This window comes from Micromonospora sp. MGP-C2 (assembly GCF_057766525.1).
Genome location: NZ_JBYMEN010000002.1, coordinates 3,599,766 through 3,613,194, shown reverse-complemented (window position 1 = coordinate 3,613,194; position 13,429 = coordinate 3,599,766). Strand labels below are relative to the sequence as shown.

Sequence of the window (13,429 nt, the reverse complement as noted above, 5' to 3'; positions counted from 1 at the left end):
GATCACTTCCCGTCGTTGGGGCGCATGTGGGGCACATGGCCCTGTAGTACGTCGTCGATTGCCTGCCTCGTCCGGTCCTCGTCGTCCGGCCAAAGGTGACTGTAGGTATTGAGCGTCTCGGCGGCGTTGCCGTGCCCGAGACGCGATGACACCACCTTGACCGACAGGCCGCCTCGGATCAATGCCGAGGCGTAGAAGTGCCGCAGATCGTGGAACGTCGCACCCTCGACGCCAGCCGCCTTCACCGCTGGCCGCCAGATCGACTCGTTGTACCGCGACCGGTGCAGGGGCTTCCCGTCCTTGCCACGGAACAACCACTGGCCCGGCTTGGTGTCGTCGAGGTGTGGCGCCAGCGCGTCGAGCACCACCTGGCCGACGGGCACCGTCCGGTAGCTCGGCCCGTTCTTCAGGGCGCATTCCTCGACCGTGCCGTCTGGGCCCGGCTGGACCTGCCGGTCAATCTTGATCGTGCGCGCCTCCTGGTCGACGTCCTCGGCCCGCAGCCCCAACACCTCACCCTGCCGGGGCCCTGCCCCGGCCGCTAGTACGCCGGTGGCGGCGTACGCCGGCGGCAGTGCCGCGAGGATCGCCTCGACCTGCTCGACCGTCAGCGGCACCACCTGGGTTCGCGGACGCTCGGGCAGACGCACGCCCTTCCGTCCGCTGCGAGCCGGTGGTGCCGGGTCGTGAACGATGATCCGGTCATGGAGCGCCGAGGCGAAGATGGCGCGGACGGTCGAGTAGACGACACGGACCGACCCCGGGGCGAGGGTTGCCGACAGCCCGGTCACGAACGCCTGTAGCTCGCTGGGACGGATCGCCGCGAGTGGACGTGACCCGAACACCGGGTAGACGTGCTTCTCCAGCTGCGAGCGAGTGCGCACCGCTGTGTTGTGCCGGTGAGGCTGCGCCGCCCGCCACGCCTCCGCGTACACCTGGAAGGTCTGCCTGCCGACCTTCGGGTCGACGTAGCTGCCGGTGTTCAGCTTGTGCTCGACCTCGCTGCGGAACCGGTCGGCGTCTACCTTCCGGGTGAACGACTTCTTCCGCTGCTGGCCGGCCTCGTCCCGCCAGCGGACCAGGTACGTCGTGTTGAGTTCGACCCCTGTCCCGCCGCGCTTCGTGCGCTCCCTGACGCGTTTCTCAACGCTCGCCATCGGTGCCCCGGTGCCTGTCGGCGACCCGATCGCTTACCTGCTGGTCGATCCGGAACTCACCCGCTGGCACCTCGCTGAAGTAGACCCGCGGGTCTTGCCCAAGCGTCTCTAGCGGTACGCGTCCCCGGATCCATTCTCGGGCCTCCCACGCCCCGATAGGCGGCCTCGAAGGGCTGACCGCGTATGCGCGGGCTTCGTCGTCAGTGGGCACGAGGAGGTGCACTGGCGCGACGTCAAGCACCAGCGCGAGCGCGAGCCATTCCTCAACGCTCACGGACGGGCGCCGCCCGGTCTCCATCTTCGTCACCACGATGCGCGTCCACGGCACTCCAGCGTCCGTCATGCGCTCGGCAAGCTGGTCGGCGGTCCACCCGTGGCGCTGGCGAAGAGCCCGGATGCGACTGGCGATCACTGATGTCGGGCGCGCAGGTTCTGCGGTTTGTTCCATGCGGGAACCATAGCGGACCGGCTTGACACAAGCCATACCGTCCCGCATAGTCCTCACAGGTCCTTGTTTGTGCCTGAGAGGAACGAAAGATGACCGAGCGGAAACCGCTGGCAGACCCGCGAGAGGTCGCGGCCTACCTGGGCGTGGCCGAGAAGACCCTCCGCCAGTGGCGGTACCTGAAGACCGGCCCGCGCTGGGCGAAGGTCGGCGGGCGCATCCGCTACCGGTGGGCTGACGTCGAGAAGTACCTCGACCGACAGGCGGGGGCGAAGGTCGCATGACCCAGACACACAGCCGCCCCGCGGGCAACGGGGCGGCGGCAGAGCAGGTCGGCAAGACCAGTAGCCAGTCTACGCACGCCGCCGACATTCGCCAGCCCCTCGCCGGCTGGTGTCCGCCCGGCGGTTGCAGCGCCCGTCGCTTCGCCGAGATGGAGCGCGCCATCAGGTACGCGTTCACCGCTGGCCGAGTGTTCGAGCGCAACGAGATGTGCGAGACGGAAGCCACCTGGAAGCCGTTCGCCCGCAAGACGTACGAGCAGCGGGTCGCCGAGCGCATCGCGTCCATGCCCGGCAGCAACCCGCCCCCCGGGCTCAAGTTCGACGACCCCGACTGGCCACCCGTTGCGGTCCCCGGCGGCGGCGGCGTGCGCCTCGGCCCCGGGCAGATCATCACCGAGCCGGCAGGGGTAGCAGCGTGACCGACAACCCGTACGACCCCGACGCCGAGCCGGATCTGTACGCGGCGTACGCGTCAGCGACCGGCGAGCAGCCGAAGTCCCGGGTCAAGCTGGTGCGGCTGTCGGACGTGAAGCGCGAGCACATCGACTGGCTCTGGCCCGGCTACATCGCCCGCGGGAAGCTCCACGTCATCGACGGCGACCCCGGCCTCGGGAAGAGCACCGCCACCGCCGACCTCGCCGCACGCATCACGGCCGGTAAGCCGTGGCCCGACGGTCAACCCGGATGCACCCCTGCCGGCGTCGTGCTGCTCTCCGCAGAGGACGGCCTCGGCGACACCATCCGCCCACGACTGGAAGCGGCCGGCGCCGACCTGGATCGGGTTGTCGCCCTGACCGGCATCACCAGCTGGGACGACGAGGCCGGCGAACTGTACGAGCGGATGCCGGCCCTGCCCGGCGACATCGGCCGCATCCGTGCCGCCGTCGAGCAGGTCGGGGCCGCGCTGGTCATCATCGACCCGCTCATGGCGTACCTCGGTGGTGACGTCAACAGTCACCGCGACCAGGACGTGCGCCGGGCGCTTGCCCCGCTGGCGAAGATGGCCGAGGAAACGGGCGCCGCGATCAAGCTGATCCGCCACAACACCAAGGGTGGCGGCAACAACGCGCTCTATCGGGGCGGCGGGTCCATCGGCATCATCGGTGCCGCCCGGCTCGGGTTCACCTTCGCCCGTGACCCCGAGGACGAGCACCGGGTGATCGTGGCGTGCACCAAGGCGAACATCACGGCCATCCCGGCGAGCCTGGCCTACCGCCTGCTCGACAGTCCGGAGCACGGGTGCGCCCGGGTCGAGTGGGACGAGGGGCCGGTGGGCTACACCGCTGCCGACCTGCTCCACGCATCACAGGAGTCGGCCGACGACCGCAGCGACCGCAACGACGCCGCCGAGTGGCTTCGTGGCTACCTCGCCGACCAGGGCGGTGAGGCCGGGTTCGACGACATCCAGAAGGCCGCGAAGCGCGACGGGATCAACGAGCGGACCCTCCGACGCTCCCGTGACCGGGCCGGAGTCGACACCGAACGGGTCGGTTTCCCGTCACGCAGCGTGTGGAAGCTGCGCACCCAGTCCGGACAGTCCGGCCACAGTCCGGCCACTCCGGACACACACCAGGGCCTGTCCGGAGTGGCCGGACTGGTGTCCCCACTGTCCGGACTGGCGGACGAGCCAACCCTGCCCCTTGACGCAGAGTCACCGGAACAGGAGTGGTCCGCATGACCGTCGCCCGTCTCATCCACGACGCCCGCGCCGCCGGGCTGCGCGTTCAGGTCGACGGCGACCGGCTGGTGATCCGAGGGCCGCAAGAGGCCGGCGACCTGGCCCGCGCGCTGCTCGCCAGCAAGCCAACCGTGATTGCGCACCTGACCAACCGGAAGCCCTGCAACGCGGGCGTCACGCCTTGCGGTGCCAGCCCTGCCCGTCTCTACGCCTGCGGCTGGCGATGCGATCCGCACGCGCCCAGCCGACCCGAGGGAGTGTCATGACCACGTTCATCCCCCAGCCGTACCCCCTGTTCCTGGCCACCACCGAATCGGCTCAGTCCTCCATCGAGGTAGATCGCGTCGTCGCCTGGTACGTCGCCGACGACGACCCGAATGTTGACCTGCTGCCGGTAACCCTGGCCGGCCCCTACACGCCCGGCGCAAACGTCGAGCCGGACGCCTCCGGGCGGGTGTTCGCCTACGGGCACACCGAGGAGGAAGCCGGAGCAGGCGCGGCACGAGCCATCCGGGAGGCCACCCGATGAAGAAGCTCACCGGCGCCGACGTGCGCGACCTCCGCAAGGCCAACCGGTGCCCCGACTGCCGCAGCGTGGTCAACGTCAACCGGCGCACCGCTCAGGTCGACGTTCGGCACGACGACACATGCCCGATGCTCGCCCGCCTACGCCGTGCCGGCCGGACCTCGGCGCTGGTATTCCTCCGCGCGCCGCACCAGACCCGCGAGGCGTTCGCGTCCGAAGTGGCCGAAGCGGTTACCGACCTGGCCCAGCGGACCGGCGGCAGTTACCAGATCCGCGACGACCCGTACCGAGGGATGCCCGCGTGACCAGCACCGGCCCGCTGAGAGCAAATCTGAGCCAAGATCCGGCCCCGTCGAGGGGTACGGGCACCACCCGACGAACCAAGCCCCGTACCTGTCGCGGCACCAGTCGCGGCCGGGGCACACACAAGGGAGCCACCATGACCACCTCGACCACCCAGATGCCCGACATGGTCGTCACCGGCCACCTGATCGGCGTCACCCGACCCGACGGGGCACTCAAGTACCTGTACCGCGGGGAACCCGTGCCCAACTGGGTCGGCCCCGAAGAGTTCAACCACCTCATCGCAAACGACCTCATCCAGCTGGTCGACCAGACGCCGCCGGCCGAGCCGACGCGCCCACCGGCTGTCGTCGACATGCCCGACATGCTCATCACCGCGGCGCTGGTGCAGCTGCGCCGACCCGACGGGCAGGTCGTCTACGCCTACCAGGGCGCCGCCCTGCCGAAGTGGGTCAACCAGGCCGAGTACGACAACCTCCTGTCCCTCGGCTACATCGAGCCCACCGACCCCGCCACCTACGCCGCAGCGCCGCAACCCGCGCCGCTGGTCCGCAACACCAACCACAGGAAGGCGACCGTCCGATGACCGAGCCATACGAAAGCCTGTCCAACTTCGACCGGCGTACGCGCGTCAGCATCGACCCGTTCGCGGTCAACCCGATCGTTGACGACGTGGCCGCACTCAGCCCGACCGCGCACCAGGCGGCCAGCACCGAGAGCCCGGCGCCGAAGCTGTTCGCGGGCGGCAAGGCCGACGTGCCGCCGTTCACCGCGAGCGGCCTCGACCCGCAGTTGCTGCTCAAGCTGCCCTACGGGGTGCGGCACGCCGCGGCGTCCGAGCCCGACCGGGCGGTGGTGCTCCAGATGTTCGAGGAGTACGGCGACGACCCGGACGCCCGCATCGACCACCCCGGGCTGAGTGCCGCCGTGCAGCGCGTTCACCGCTGGGCCAGCGGCATGGACGTGAAGCGCGACCCCGACGCCGAGCTGCGCGAGCAGTTCACCGAACGGGCCGCGACCAACCTGGCCAGCCTCGACGACGAGCACCTGGCCGCCATCGTCGACCGAGCCCGGTCGATCCGCACGCAGGCGCAACAGCCCGAGGGCAACGCCGCCGCGTGAGCACAGGCCCGGACGGCGGCGTCAACGTCACCCGCACCAGCGGGAGCGAAGGTCGCGAGCTGGTGGCTCACCTCGCAGCGTTGACCGACCTGCGCCGCCGTCCGGGCCACCCTCACTCACAGTGAGCACCGAGGGTGGGCGCAGACCGAGGGTGAGGGGCCAGACCCCTCCCCACCCCCTCGGAGCAGGACCGCCGGAGAGGGGGCTCGCAGTGCGGACCCCTGAGATTTCCCGGCTGGGTCACTCTCGGTCACTCTGCGTTTGTACCAAGGAATGTTTGAACCCGGCGGACTTCCGGCAGCCTTCCCCGGCGGTCCCGCTCGATAGCCGGGGGAGGGGACGGCCCCCACCCTCATCACAGACAGCGAACGGCCCGCCAGGATTGCGCCTGGCGGGCCATTCGTCGTGCTGGGTTACTTGCTGCCGGCCCACTCGGTGAGGTCGGTTCGGGCGTACAGGTCGGCGTTGCCCCGGCTGCCTCGCGCCTCGGGCACCTTCCCGACTCGCCGCTGCATCCGCTTCTTGGCTGCCTCGTACGACCAGGGGAGCACCCCGGCGTCGATGGCGTCCCGCAAGGTCATCATGTCCCCGTCCCCGGGGACATCGCTGGTCAGCGGCTTATCAGGGTCTGCCGGGGACGTGGCGAGGGCGCGTGCCTGTGCGGTCGTCAGGTAGGCCACCTGAACCTCTGTGGCTTGTCCACCGATGACGATCTGCCACCGGCCCAGCGTCCGGGATGCCCGCGGCATCGACGCTTCGGGAACGAGCATCTTCCAGTTGTTCGCCGTGTACCGGGCCAGGCACCGGATGCCGAAGTTCTCTCGGGCTTCCGGGCCACCGATCGCCCGCGCGGTGAGCATCTGCGCGATGGCCAGAACGTTCACCTTCGCCGAGCGGCCCATGAACAGCAGATCGGCCAGTGCGGCGATGGCCGGCGACCGCTTCGGCTCTCCCTTCTCCCGCACCTCGATCCAGTAGTTCGCCAGCTGGCCGATGGTGGCGTTGAGCTCCTCGCAGATGACCAGCTCTCGCGGGCCGGGATCCCAGTCCTCTTCCTCGTGCATGGCGAGGGTGTTCCGCTCGTCCGCCAGGGCGGCCAGGCGCAGGATCGCGTTGTGCATCTGCTCCGGCCGCGAGCAGTAGTCGACGCCGGGCTGCCCGAGCGCCCACCGGTGCGAGCCCTTCCGGTCGAGGATGGTCGTCCGCCCGCGCCGGGCGAGCACCTGCACGGCGATCAGTTGGGCCAGCACCGACTTACCGGCGCCGGAGCCGGCGCTGACGGCGATGTGCGGCGAGTCTTCCCGCAGGGAGATGACGACCGGCACGTCACCGGAGCCCTGCCCGATGTAGAACTCCCAGTCGGGCAACTTCGGGAAGTGCGCGGCGACCTGGTCGTGCCCGACCTTCGCCGGGGGGCGCTTGCGCACCGTCCACCGGGCGCGGACCTTCGGGCCGATCTGGTGCCACGACTCGACCAGGTCAGAGACGGGGATCTTGCTGCCGATGATGGACGACACCAACTGTCGCTGTTCCTTCGTCAGGTACGGGGAGTCGATCAGCACCTCGATACGCGGGCCCAGTTCCTCGCCGGGGCGGCGGAACACCTCCAGGCGGCGGGTGAGCGGCTGGGCCTGCCGCTGGATGGCCCACGCGCCGCGCTGTGCCCGTTCGGGCAGCCAGCGGAGCACCGGTTCGATCCGCTCGCCGTAGAACAGCCTGAGGGCTTCCTCGGCCGGTGAGAGCGGCTTTGCCAGCCGTGGGGTGAGGTTGCCGAGCGTCGGGTCTACGTGCAGCTGCACGCCGGTCTGTAGCCCGAGCGGCGGGATGATCGCGGCGAGGGTCGGCGCGATGTACTCGCGGTGAAACCGGCGCTGCACGAGACGCTGCCGGCCACGCCACGCGGCGGCGAGGCCGAGCAGGGACGCGCCGGTCAGGGTTTGCTCGGGCAGGGCAACGGCCACCCCGGCGGCGGTGGGCATCCCGAGGCGGAACGCCTGCCGCTGCCAGCCGGCGAGCCGGCCGGCACCGCGGTGGCGGTACGGGTAGCCGTCGCGCCCGGACAGCGGCCGGCCGGCGAGGTAGCGGTAGGTCAGGCGCAGAGCGATCCGCCGGCGGTGTAGCCGGCGGACCAGGCGTTCGATGTCATCTGCCATGCTGATCTTTCCTCCTTCGTGGGGGAAGCGGGGCCCGGCCGGGCTTGGGAAGGTTGGGCCGGGCCCCGCGCTCGTGGTGGGTCAGTTCTCGGCCATCAGGCCCGGCACTTCCCGGCGTGCCCGCTGGTGGCCACGAGTGCCGGGGCCAGCCCGATCTTCGTGACGCTCCAGCCGCAGCCGGTGCAGATTCCCTCGAACTTGTCCCCGACCTGGTAGACGTAGGCGCGCTTCAGGCCGGCGGTGAGGATGTCTCGTGATACCTGCATTGGATTGGTCCCTTCCGCTCAGGCGGCGATGATGAGGGCGGCGATGAACAGCCAGCCGATGTGCCAGGACTGGTCGAGGGCGTACGCGCCGGTGCCAAGCGACGGGTTGTCGTCCCGGTCAGCTCGCGGGGTGCCGAGCTTCCAGAACACCGCCGAGCCGGTGGCCAGGGCCAGCCGGAACAGCGGGGTCCGCCGGTCGGCGATGTAGTGGGTGGCCAGGTTGACGGCCATGCCGAGCACCACCGGGACCAGCGCCGGCCGCCACCCGGTGACCGCGGCGAGCAGGGCCAGGGCGACCAGCTGCGTCGCGCCGTAGGTGGCGACGTGCTTGGCGCAGTTCCACCGGCCCACCCAGCCGTTGCGGCCCTTGTGGTCGGCCTGGTGCTGGGTCTGGATCCAGTGGTCGGCCACCTGGTGAGCGGCGTAGAGGGCGACGAACACCGCCGCGAACGTCCCGGTCATCGCTTGCCGTCCTTCCGGTTGGTGCTGCTGGGCTTGACCCAGGCGAGCAGGCAGGTGATCGCGGCGCATACGCACGTCACCCGGGAGAGGCCGTCGACCACCACGGCCAGGCCGACGAGCACGATCGCCATGACCAGGAACAGGCCCGGCCCGCGCTTCATCGGGCGTCTCCCTTGCGCTTGTAGGTGCCGTCCTTGCCGGCGAGGGCCCTCGCGGAGTTGATGCCGCTGGCGATCAGCCGCGTGCCCTTGCTGGTGACGACCTCGTAGGTGTGGTTGTCGTCGGTGGCCCTGTAGCGGCGGGCCTCGGTGCGGGCCTTCTTCTTCTCGTCCGGCGTCCGGTCCTCCCAGCTCATCGCTTGGCGTCCTCTCGCACGAGGTGCGCCAGACCGGCACCCATGCCGAACACGGCCACCGGCAGGCAGGCAACCGCGGTGGTGATCTGCCACGGGGCCGACGTCACGCCGGCCGCCGCGAGCAGGTGGTAGGCGACCTGGCCGAGCGCGCCGACGAGCAGCGAGGCGATGGCCGACCACTTCGCGAAGCGCAGCAGCCGGGCCGATGCCCGCCCGGACAGCCACACGTATGAGGCGTACGCGCTGTACGTCTCCACCCCGATCGGCAGGGTGATGGCCGAGTTGAGGGAGAAGTCGTCCCAGATCCCCGGGAGCGGGTGCACGACGCCGAACCCGGCGAGTTCGCCGAGTTCCACCCACCCGGACCAGATGGCCACGAACGCCGGCAGCGCCAGCAGGATCACGGGCCACACCGCGAGCGGCCGGCGCGGCTTGGACTCGGCCTCCGTGCCCGGGTGACTGACCGGCGCGACCGGCTCGGCAACCACCGGCGTAACGACGGGGGTCGGATCCGGTGCGACCAGCGGCACGGACTCGGGTACGACCGGGGCTGGCTGCGGGTCCGGGCCGATCGGTTCGGCGTAGTCCCACGGGTCGACGGCCGGCTCAGCGTGACGCTGGAGCAGGTCGTGCGCCTCACTCCGGAGGTAGTCCGAGGCGGTCGGGTCCGCCTCGACCCGCCGGGCTGCGGCGATCAGGTCGGCGTCGGATGCGCCGCCGGTGCCGCCCCGGGCCAGGTTGTAGGTCGTGGTGTCTCGGGCCATGATCTCGCGGGCCCTCTCGGCGATCAGCAGGTCGCGCAGCTCCTGCGCCTTCGGGGCACCGATCCGGAACCGGCGCATCAGCTCGTTGCGGGCCGGCACCTCGCCCAACTCCTTGAGGATCTTCCGAGCCTCCGGCAGCAGGGCCTCGACGGGCTGCGGGTACTTCGTGCCGTTCACGGCGGGGGCGGTCATCGGGCCATCTCCCTGTCGAGCAGGCGCCGCACGGCGGCACGGCGGGCAGCCTCGGCGGTGGCCACCTCAAGCTGCCCCTTGGCGGCGTGCGCCTGGCCGTACTGGTCGGCGTGACGGTGGACGAGGTGCCGGGCGATCAGCCCGACAGCGGCGGGGACGGCCAGGCCGCCACCCACGATCAGCAACAGCAGCTCGTACTCGTTCACGGCTTCTCACCCCACAGGCGGTCAGTGATCATGATCAGGGCGTCGGCGAGCGCCGCCCCGTCGGGAATGTCGAGCAGGATCCGCTGGGACGGCTCGCGGTCGCCCTCGCCCTCCCAGCACTCAAGGGAGATGCGCGGCGGCTGGGTCGGGTGCTGCTGCAACACCGCGAACAGGCCCTGACGGATGCGCAGCGGCTCGGCTCGGTGGTAGCCGTCGACGTGCAGCGACGGCACGCACCACTCCGGGTGCTCGGCGGTGGCCATCAGGCGTGACGGGCGATGCGGGCGGCGGACAGCAGCGCGTGCGCCAGCTGCTCGACCTCGGCGGGTGTGCCGGACCACCCCTGGACGCCTTCACTGCCCGGGTAGTGCCCGTCGGTGCCCTCAGCGATCGAGAGCACCACGCGGGTCGGGGTGACGACCTCGCCGCGCTCGCTGGTCGACTCCACCAGCACCCGCGCCGTGGCCGACTGCACGGTCGTGGCCGGGTCGTCGGCGGTGGAGTCCAGCACGACGACCTCGTGGCCCAGGCCGACGGAGAAGCCGTCGACCATGTCGACGAACCCCCGGTGGTCCTCGGTGCAGTACGACGGGCACGCAGGGGGCCGGGCGGCCAGCGCCCGCTGGAGCCCATCGGCGTAGCCCTCGGCGTACCGGTCCTCTGCGGCCTGCTCGGCGCGGATCGCGTTCGCCAGCTCGCGGACGGCGGTCGGGTTGGCGGCCAGCGCGGCCTGGATCAGCGCCAGGTCGTCCGCCTCGACGCGCCCGGCGTACGCCGTGTTCATCGGGAGGCGGATGTCGGCCGGACGCTGGATCGCGGTCAGGTTGGTCGTGTCGGCGTCGATGAGCCGGTTGGCCGGCGGGACGGACGCGGATGCAAGAATCTTCACGGGTCGCCTCCTGGGGCGATCAAGGCCCTCGGTTAGCGCTGCGAACGCTGCCGGGGGCCGCCTTATTGGGTTAGGTGTAGCTACACCCTAGCGGCTTGTGTAGCTACACCGCAAGGGACTAACCTCAGGTCAACTTCGATGACTTGGAGACATGACGTGGCACCCACGAGAGGCACACCGACGCGACCAATCCGCGTGGACGCTGACGTCTGGGAGCGGTTCGGCGCAGCGGCGAGCAGGCAGGGTGCCGACCGGTCATCCCTCATCCGGGACTTCATTCGCTGGTACCTGCGGGTGCCGGGCGCGAAGATGCCCCAACGACCTGCCGTGATCAACGCAGGGGAAGAGTCACCCTGAGTTTGGGGCACATGTGGGGCACTGACCACCGGGACGGGCAGGGACTGCCCGGGACAACAAGAGACGTAAAACCGCAGGTCAGGGCCGGTGTTCCGGCCCTTTCTGCTGGTCAGGCAAGATCGGGCTTTACTTCCGCTGGAAGTAGGAGCGGCATAGTCGCTGACCTGCATAGCAAGCCGCTGCCAGGGCCGATGAACCATGATCATGCCGTGTCCAGGCCGTCAAGGGCTTGCGGCGCGTCTTCACCGACCTGTTGCCCACTGAGTGCCTTGTCGATGGCCCGGCGGGTGCGATCCTCGCTGGCCGGCAGTAGGTGGGTGTAGGTCCGGAGGGTGAAGCCCGGGTCCGCGTGGCCCAGGTAGGCCGACAGAGCCTTGATGCTTTCCCCGGCATCCAGGAGGACCGAGGCGTAGGTGTGCCGCAGGACGTGCATCCCGTTATGTCGGTCATTGGGGATGCCGGTCGTCCGGATCGCGGGCTTCCAGACACCGGAGTTGAACCTCTTTAGCTGTCCTGTTCAGCGACGAAGACTCCGACGCCTTCGAGGGTGACCAGGTGGCCGGACGCGCGTACCAGCATCATGGCTTACCGACGACGGTGTCTTCGTAGACGTTCACGCCGGCAGGTTAGGGCACCGTCAAGCCTCTGGTGGGACGGCGTGTCGAATGGGTCCCGTGACAGGACATGCCGGCTGCCGGCGATGCCTGGTGCACGAAGCGGCCGGTCCGCGCCGGCCCCGCGCCTCACTTGCAGCGGTGGGAGTTGGAGTCAAGATCGACCTCGACGGAGGCGTCACTGGCCGGGGTGGTCACGGCATGGAACGGGTTGGTCAGCACGGCGGCTGCGCCGCACGACCGGCCGGGCCGTGACTCCTCGACGCGTACCGTCAACCGACCATCCCGCTTCGAGATCTCGTCAATCCTGACGGAGTAGCCGCCGCTGGGTTTGGTGCCGAGCACGTAGAAGATCACCATCTCGGTCGTCCAGTCGACGGCCGGCGGTGCTGGCGGCTGCCCCCGCATGGCCATCAACCCCTGCCAGCGCTGCTCCCACTCGGGCTGCGTCCGCACCACGAACAGCCCTGCCACGTGGTCGTCGGAGACGTCGTCATCCGCCAGCGCGCGGAACCCGACGGGCTCGCCGGCCTCGCCGTCGGATCCCGTGCACCCCGCCATCGAGATGACCATCACCAGGGCCATGCCCAGCAGTCGTCGCATGACCCCCCGCCCGGATCGTCAGGCATGATTATCTGGCATGCTTCGGCGTCTGCGCATCAACCGCTCAGCCGACTCCGGGCGGCTCGGACCTCTCAGCTGGTGACCCGCTGCGCCACCGCTACGAAGGTTCAGCCGACTGTCACCCTTCAAGTCTGCTGATGTGTAACGGATCAACTGGAGCCCGACAAGCCCGGCTGCCGGCGATGTCGGGTCTCAGGACCTGCATGACAGGCCAGTCTCGGGACATGGGTAACACGTCCGGCTAGAGAACTACCCAAGAGACAATTAGTCTGCGCCCATGGCAGACCTGGGAGCCGTCGATTGGCCGCCTGCCCCGATCAGGACTGAGAGGCTCGTGCTCCGTGAGCCCGAGGCCCGGGACCGTGCGGCTTTCATCGAGCTGCTGGCGTCGCCAGAGGTGAACATCTACCTCGGCGGTCCCCGCCCGCGTGGCGAGCTTGAGCGCGAGGTGCCCGGGGTGCCCGAACGATGGCCCGGGAGCTTCGTCGTTGATCTCGACGGTGCGATGATCGGCCAGATCCTGCTCAGGAGAGCAACGGGGAACCGTCGCCCAGCTGCCATGGGAAAGGCCGACCTCGGTTATCTGTTCCTGCCGCAGGCGTGGGGATTCGGGTACGCCGCCGAGGCGTGCGGGGCGGCACTCGACTGGTTCGACGGCGTCCTTCCCGGCGAGCCGGTGGTGCTCGCCACCCAGACCGCCAACGTCGGCTCGATGCGCCTTGCTGCAAAGCTGGGGTTCACGGAGGTAGAGCGGTTCCAGGCATGGAACGCCGAGCAGTGGCTCGGCCTGCGGTCCCCGGTCACGCCATCTGCTTGAGCTGGTGCTGGAGCAAACTGCTAGGCGGAGCCCAGTGAGGTTCCATCACGCTCATCTCCACTAACGATCGGTGAGTATCACGCAGGTCCCGAGACCGGACACAGACTGCCGGCGATGCCGGTCTGGGACGAGCAGGTTCGCCAGCACAAGCACGGCCACCTGAGAAACGAGCGTCCAAAGGTCCGCATTCAGCGCCTCGTGTGACGCCGCAGCGG

22 protein-coding genes are annotated in these 13,429 nt (G+C 69.8%); 9 read left to right on the top strand and 13 right to left on the bottom strand.

The window, feature by feature from the left end:
- Positions 1 to 2: 2 nt before the first annotated feature.
- Together AC3CF1_RS16395 and AC3CF1_RS16390 are read right to left on the bottom strand one after the other, a co-directional pair.
- Complete coding sequence (locus tag AC3CF1_RS16395; RefSeq protein ID WP_488450781.1) at positions 3 to 1,157, bottom strand: tyrosine-type recombinase/integrase; 1,155 nt, start codon at positions 1,155 to 1,157, stop codon at positions 3 to 5.
- Positions 1,144 to 1,605, bottom strand: coding sequence for a helix-turn-helix domain-containing protein (locus AC3CF1_RS16390; RefSeq protein WP_488450780.1), 462 nt, complete (start codon positions 1,603 to 1,605; stop codon positions 1,144 to 1,146). The genes AC3CF1_RS16395 and AC3CF1_RS16390 overlap by 14 nt, the downstream gene beginning before the upstream one ends.
- An 89-nt stretch (positions 1,606 to 1,694) precedes the next feature.
- Here AC3CF1_RS16390 and AC3CF1_RS16385 point away from each other — a divergent pair, with 89 nt between their 5' ends.
- From AC3CF1_RS16385 to AC3CF1_RS16350, 8 genes are all read left to right on the top strand, one after another.
- On the top strand, positions 1,695 to 1,886 hold the full coding sequence (locus AC3CF1_RS16385) for a helix-turn-helix transcriptional regulator (protein ID WP_488450779.1): 192 nt from the start codon (positions 1,695 to 1,697) through the stop codon (positions 1,884 to 1,886).
- Positions 1,883 to 2,305 (top strand): hypothetical protein, encoded by a 423-nt coding sequence (locus AC3CF1_RS16380; protein ID WP_488450778.1) that lies wholly within the window; start codon positions 1,883 to 1,885, stop codon positions 2,303 to 2,305. Before AC3CF1_RS16385 ends, AC3CF1_RS16380 begins: the two co-directional genes overlap by 4 nt.
- The gene (locus tag AC3CF1_RS16375) at positions 2,302 to 3,564 is read left to right on the top strand and encodes an AAA family ATPase (protein WP_488450777.1); all 1,263 of its coding nucleotides are present in this window, start codon (positions 2,302 to 2,304) and stop codon (positions 3,562 to 3,564) included. Before AC3CF1_RS16380 ends, AC3CF1_RS16375 begins: the two co-directional genes overlap by 4 nt.
- Complete coding sequence (locus AC3CF1_RS16370; protein WP_488450776.1) at positions 3,561 to 3,830, top strand: TubC N-terminal docking domain-related protein; 270 nt, start codon at positions 3,561 to 3,563, stop codon at positions 3,828 to 3,830. Before AC3CF1_RS16375 ends, AC3CF1_RS16370 begins: the two co-directional genes overlap by 4 nt.
- Positions 3,827 to 4,093 (top strand): hypothetical protein, encoded by a 267-nt coding sequence (locus AC3CF1_RS16365; protein ID WP_488450775.1) that lies wholly within the window; start codon positions 3,827 to 3,829, stop codon positions 4,091 to 4,093. The genes AC3CF1_RS16370 and AC3CF1_RS16365 overlap by 4 nt, the downstream gene beginning before the upstream one ends.
- Positions 4,090 to 4,395 (top strand): hypothetical protein, encoded by a 306-nt coding sequence (locus AC3CF1_RS16360; protein WP_488450774.1) that lies wholly within the window; start codon positions 4,090 to 4,092, stop codon positions 4,393 to 4,395. The genes AC3CF1_RS16365 and AC3CF1_RS16360 overlap by 4 nt, the downstream gene beginning before the upstream one ends.
- Before the next feature lie 134 nt (positions 4,396 to 4,529).
- The gene (locus AC3CF1_RS16355; RefSeq protein ID WP_488450773.1) at positions 4,530 to 4,979 is read left to right on the top strand and encodes a hypothetical protein; all 450 of its coding nucleotides are present in this window, start codon (positions 4,530 to 4,532) and stop codon (positions 4,977 to 4,979) included.
- Positions 4,976 to 5,515 (top strand): hypothetical protein, encoded by a 540-nt coding sequence (locus AC3CF1_RS16350; protein WP_488450772.1) that lies wholly within the window; start codon positions 4,976 to 4,978, stop codon positions 5,513 to 5,515. Before AC3CF1_RS16355 ends, AC3CF1_RS16350 begins: the two co-directional genes overlap by 4 nt.
- 413 nt (positions 5,516 to 5,928) lie before the next feature.
- Here AC3CF1_RS16350 and AC3CF1_RS16345 read toward each other — a convergent pair whose 3' ends face one another.
- The 11 genes from AC3CF1_RS16345 to AC3CF1_RS16295 all read right to left on the bottom strand — a co-directional run bounded on the left by AC3CF1_RS16345 (position 5,929) and on the right by AC3CF1_RS16295 (position 12,376).
- Complete coding sequence (locus tag AC3CF1_RS16345) at positions 5,929 to 7,668, bottom strand: helicase HerA domain-containing protein (RefSeq protein WP_488450771.1); 1,740 nt, start codon at positions 7,666 to 7,668, stop codon at positions 5,929 to 5,931.
- A 95-nt stretch (positions 7,669 to 7,763) separates the two neighbouring features.
- Complete coding sequence (locus AC3CF1_RS16340) at positions 7,764 to 7,934, bottom strand: hypothetical protein (protein WP_488450770.1); 171 nt, start codon at positions 7,932 to 7,934, stop codon at positions 7,764 to 7,766.
- An 18-nt stretch (positions 7,935 to 7,952) separates the two neighbouring features.
- Entirely contained in the window at positions 7,953 to 8,396 is a 444-nt protein-coding gene (locus AC3CF1_RS16335) for a DUF3307 domain-containing protein (protein WP_488450769.1), read from the bottom strand.
- The gene (locus AC3CF1_RS16330; RefSeq protein ID WP_488450768.1) at positions 8,393 to 8,557 is read right to left on the bottom strand and encodes a hypothetical protein; all 165 of its coding nucleotides are present in this window, start codon (positions 8,555 to 8,557) and stop codon (positions 8,393 to 8,395) included. Before AC3CF1_RS16330 ends, AC3CF1_RS16335 begins: the two co-directional genes overlap by 4 nt.
- Positions 8,554 to 8,751 (bottom strand): hypothetical protein, encoded by a 198-nt coding sequence (locus AC3CF1_RS16325; protein WP_488450767.1) that lies wholly within the window; start codon positions 8,749 to 8,751, stop codon positions 8,554 to 8,556. The genes AC3CF1_RS16330 and AC3CF1_RS16325 overlap by 4 nt, the downstream gene beginning before the upstream one ends.
- Positions 8,748 to 9,707 carry an ABC transporter permease gene (locus tag AC3CF1_RS16320; protein WP_488450766.1) on the bottom strand — a complete coding sequence of 320 codons (960 nt, stop codon included), beginning with the start codon at positions 9,705 to 9,707 and terminating at the stop codon, positions 8,748 to 8,750. Before AC3CF1_RS16320 ends, AC3CF1_RS16325 begins: the two co-directional genes overlap by 4 nt.
- Complete coding sequence (locus AC3CF1_RS16315; protein WP_488450765.1) at positions 9,704 to 9,913, bottom strand: hypothetical protein; 210 nt, start codon at positions 9,911 to 9,913, stop codon at positions 9,704 to 9,706. Before AC3CF1_RS16315 ends, AC3CF1_RS16320 begins: the two co-directional genes overlap by 4 nt.
- Positions 9,910 to 10,176 carry a hypothetical protein gene (locus AC3CF1_RS16310; protein ID WP_488450764.1) on the bottom strand — a complete coding sequence of 89 codons (267 nt, stop codon included), beginning with the start codon at positions 10,174 to 10,176 and terminating at the stop codon, positions 9,910 to 9,912. Before AC3CF1_RS16310 ends, AC3CF1_RS16315 begins: the two co-directional genes overlap by 4 nt.
- The gene (locus AC3CF1_RS16305) at positions 10,176 to 10,802 is read right to left on the bottom strand and encodes a hypothetical protein (RefSeq protein ID WP_488450763.1); all 627 of its coding nucleotides are present in this window, start codon (positions 10,800 to 10,802) and stop codon (positions 10,176 to 10,178) included. Before AC3CF1_RS16305 ends, AC3CF1_RS16310 begins: the two co-directional genes overlap by 1 nt.
- 559 nt (positions 10,803 to 11,361) lie before the next feature.
- Positions 11,362 to 11,631, bottom strand: a complete 270-nt coding sequence (locus AC3CF1_RS16300; protein ID WP_488452090.1) for a tyrosine-type recombinase/integrase — start codon at positions 11,629 to 11,631, stop codon at positions 11,362 to 11,364.
- Between the two features lie 271 nt (positions 11,632 to 11,902).
- On the bottom strand, positions 11,903 to 12,376 hold the full coding sequence (locus tag AC3CF1_RS16295; protein ID WP_488450762.1) for a protease complex subunit PrcB family protein: 474 nt from the start codon (positions 12,374 to 12,376) through the stop codon (positions 11,903 to 11,905).
- Positions 12,377 to 12,674: 298 nt separating this feature from the next.
- On the opposite strand from AC3CF1_RS16295, the gene AC3CF1_RS16290 reads away from it, so the two are divergent.
- Positions 12,675 to 13,214: a GNAT family N-acetyltransferase gene (locus AC3CF1_RS16290; RefSeq protein WP_488450761.1), complete on the top strand. Its 540-nt coding sequence runs from the start codon at positions 12,675 to 12,677 to the stop codon at positions 13,212 to 13,214.
- The last annotated feature ends 215 nt before the right edge of the window (positions 13,215 to 13,429 follow it).

What these genes read in the sequence shown, in the direction of transcription:
- AC3CF1_RS16335 (WP_488450769.1), bottom strand. Translation starts at nt 8,396, where the DNA reads ATGACCGGGACGTTCGCGGCGGTGTTCGTCGCCCTCTACGCCGCTCAC.
- AC3CF1_RS16320 (WP_488450766.1), bottom strand. Translation starts at nt 9,707, where the DNA reads ATGACCGCCCCCGCCGTGAACGGCACGAAGTACCCGCAGCCCGTCGAG.
- AC3CF1_RS16340 (WP_488450770.1), bottom strand. Translation starts at nt 7,934, where the DNA reads ATGCAGGTATCACGAGACATCCTCACCGCCGGCCTGAAGCGCGCCTAC.
- AC3CF1_RS16350 (WP_488450772.1), top strand. Translation starts at nt 4,976, where the DNA reads ATGACCGAGCCATACGAAAGCCTGTCCAACTTCGACCGGCGTACGCGC.
- AC3CF1_RS16355 (WP_488450773.1), top strand. Translation starts at nt 4,530, where the DNA reads ATGACCACCTCGACCACCCAGATGCCCGACATGGTCGTCACCGGCCAC.
- AC3CF1_RS16390 (WP_488450780.1), bottom strand. Translation starts at nt 1,605, where the DNA reads ATGGAACAAACCGCAGAACCTGCGCGCCCGACATCAGTGATCGCCAGT.
- AC3CF1_RS16310 (WP_488450764.1), bottom strand. Translation starts at nt 10,176, where the DNA reads ATGGCCACCGCCGAGCACCCGGAGTGGTGCGTGCCGTCGCTGCACGTC.
- AC3CF1_RS16290 (WP_488450761.1), top strand. Translation starts at nt 12,675, where the DNA reads ATGGCAGACCTGGGAGCCGTCGATTGGCCGCCTGCCCCGATCAGGACT.
- AC3CF1_RS16395 (WP_488450781.1), bottom strand. Translation starts at nt 1,157, where the DNA reads ATGGCGAGCGTTGAGAAACGCGTCAGGGAGCGCACGAAGCGCGGCGGG.
- AC3CF1_RS16325 (WP_488450767.1), bottom strand. Translation starts at nt 8,751, where the DNA reads ATGAGCTGGGAGGACCGGACGCCGGACGAGAAGAAGAAGGCCCGCACC.
- AC3CF1_RS16385 (WP_488450779.1), top strand. Translation starts at nt 1,695, where the DNA reads ATGACCGAGCGGAAACCGCTGGCAGACCCGCGAGAGGTCGCGGCCTAC.
- AC3CF1_RS16360 (WP_488450774.1), top strand. Translation starts at nt 4,090, where the DNA reads ATGAAGAAGCTCACCGGCGCCGACGTGCGCGACCTCCGCAAGGCCAAC.
- AC3CF1_RS16330 (WP_488450768.1), bottom strand. Translation starts at nt 8,557, where the DNA reads ATGAAGCGCGGGCCGGGCCTGTTCCTGGTCATGGCGATCGTGCTCGTC.
- AC3CF1_RS16365 (WP_488450775.1), top strand. Translation starts at nt 3,827, where the DNA reads ATGACCACGTTCATCCCCCAGCCGTACCCCCTGTTCCTGGCCACCACC.
- AC3CF1_RS16295 (WP_488450762.1), bottom strand. Translation starts at nt 12,376, where the DNA reads ATGCGACGACTGCTGGGCATGGCCCTGGTGATGGTCATCTCGATGGCG.
- AC3CF1_RS16370 (WP_488450776.1), top strand. Translation starts at nt 3,561, where the DNA reads ATGACCGTCGCCCGTCTCATCCACGACGCCCGCGCCGCCGGGCTGCGC.
- AC3CF1_RS16380 (WP_488450778.1), top strand. Translation starts at nt 1,883, where the DNA reads ATGACCCAGACACACAGCCGCCCCGCGGGCAACGGGGCGGCGGCAGAG.
- AC3CF1_RS16345 (WP_488450771.1), bottom strand. Translation starts at nt 7,668, where the DNA reads ATGGCAGATGACATCGAACGCCTGGTCCGCCGGCTACACCGCCGGCGG.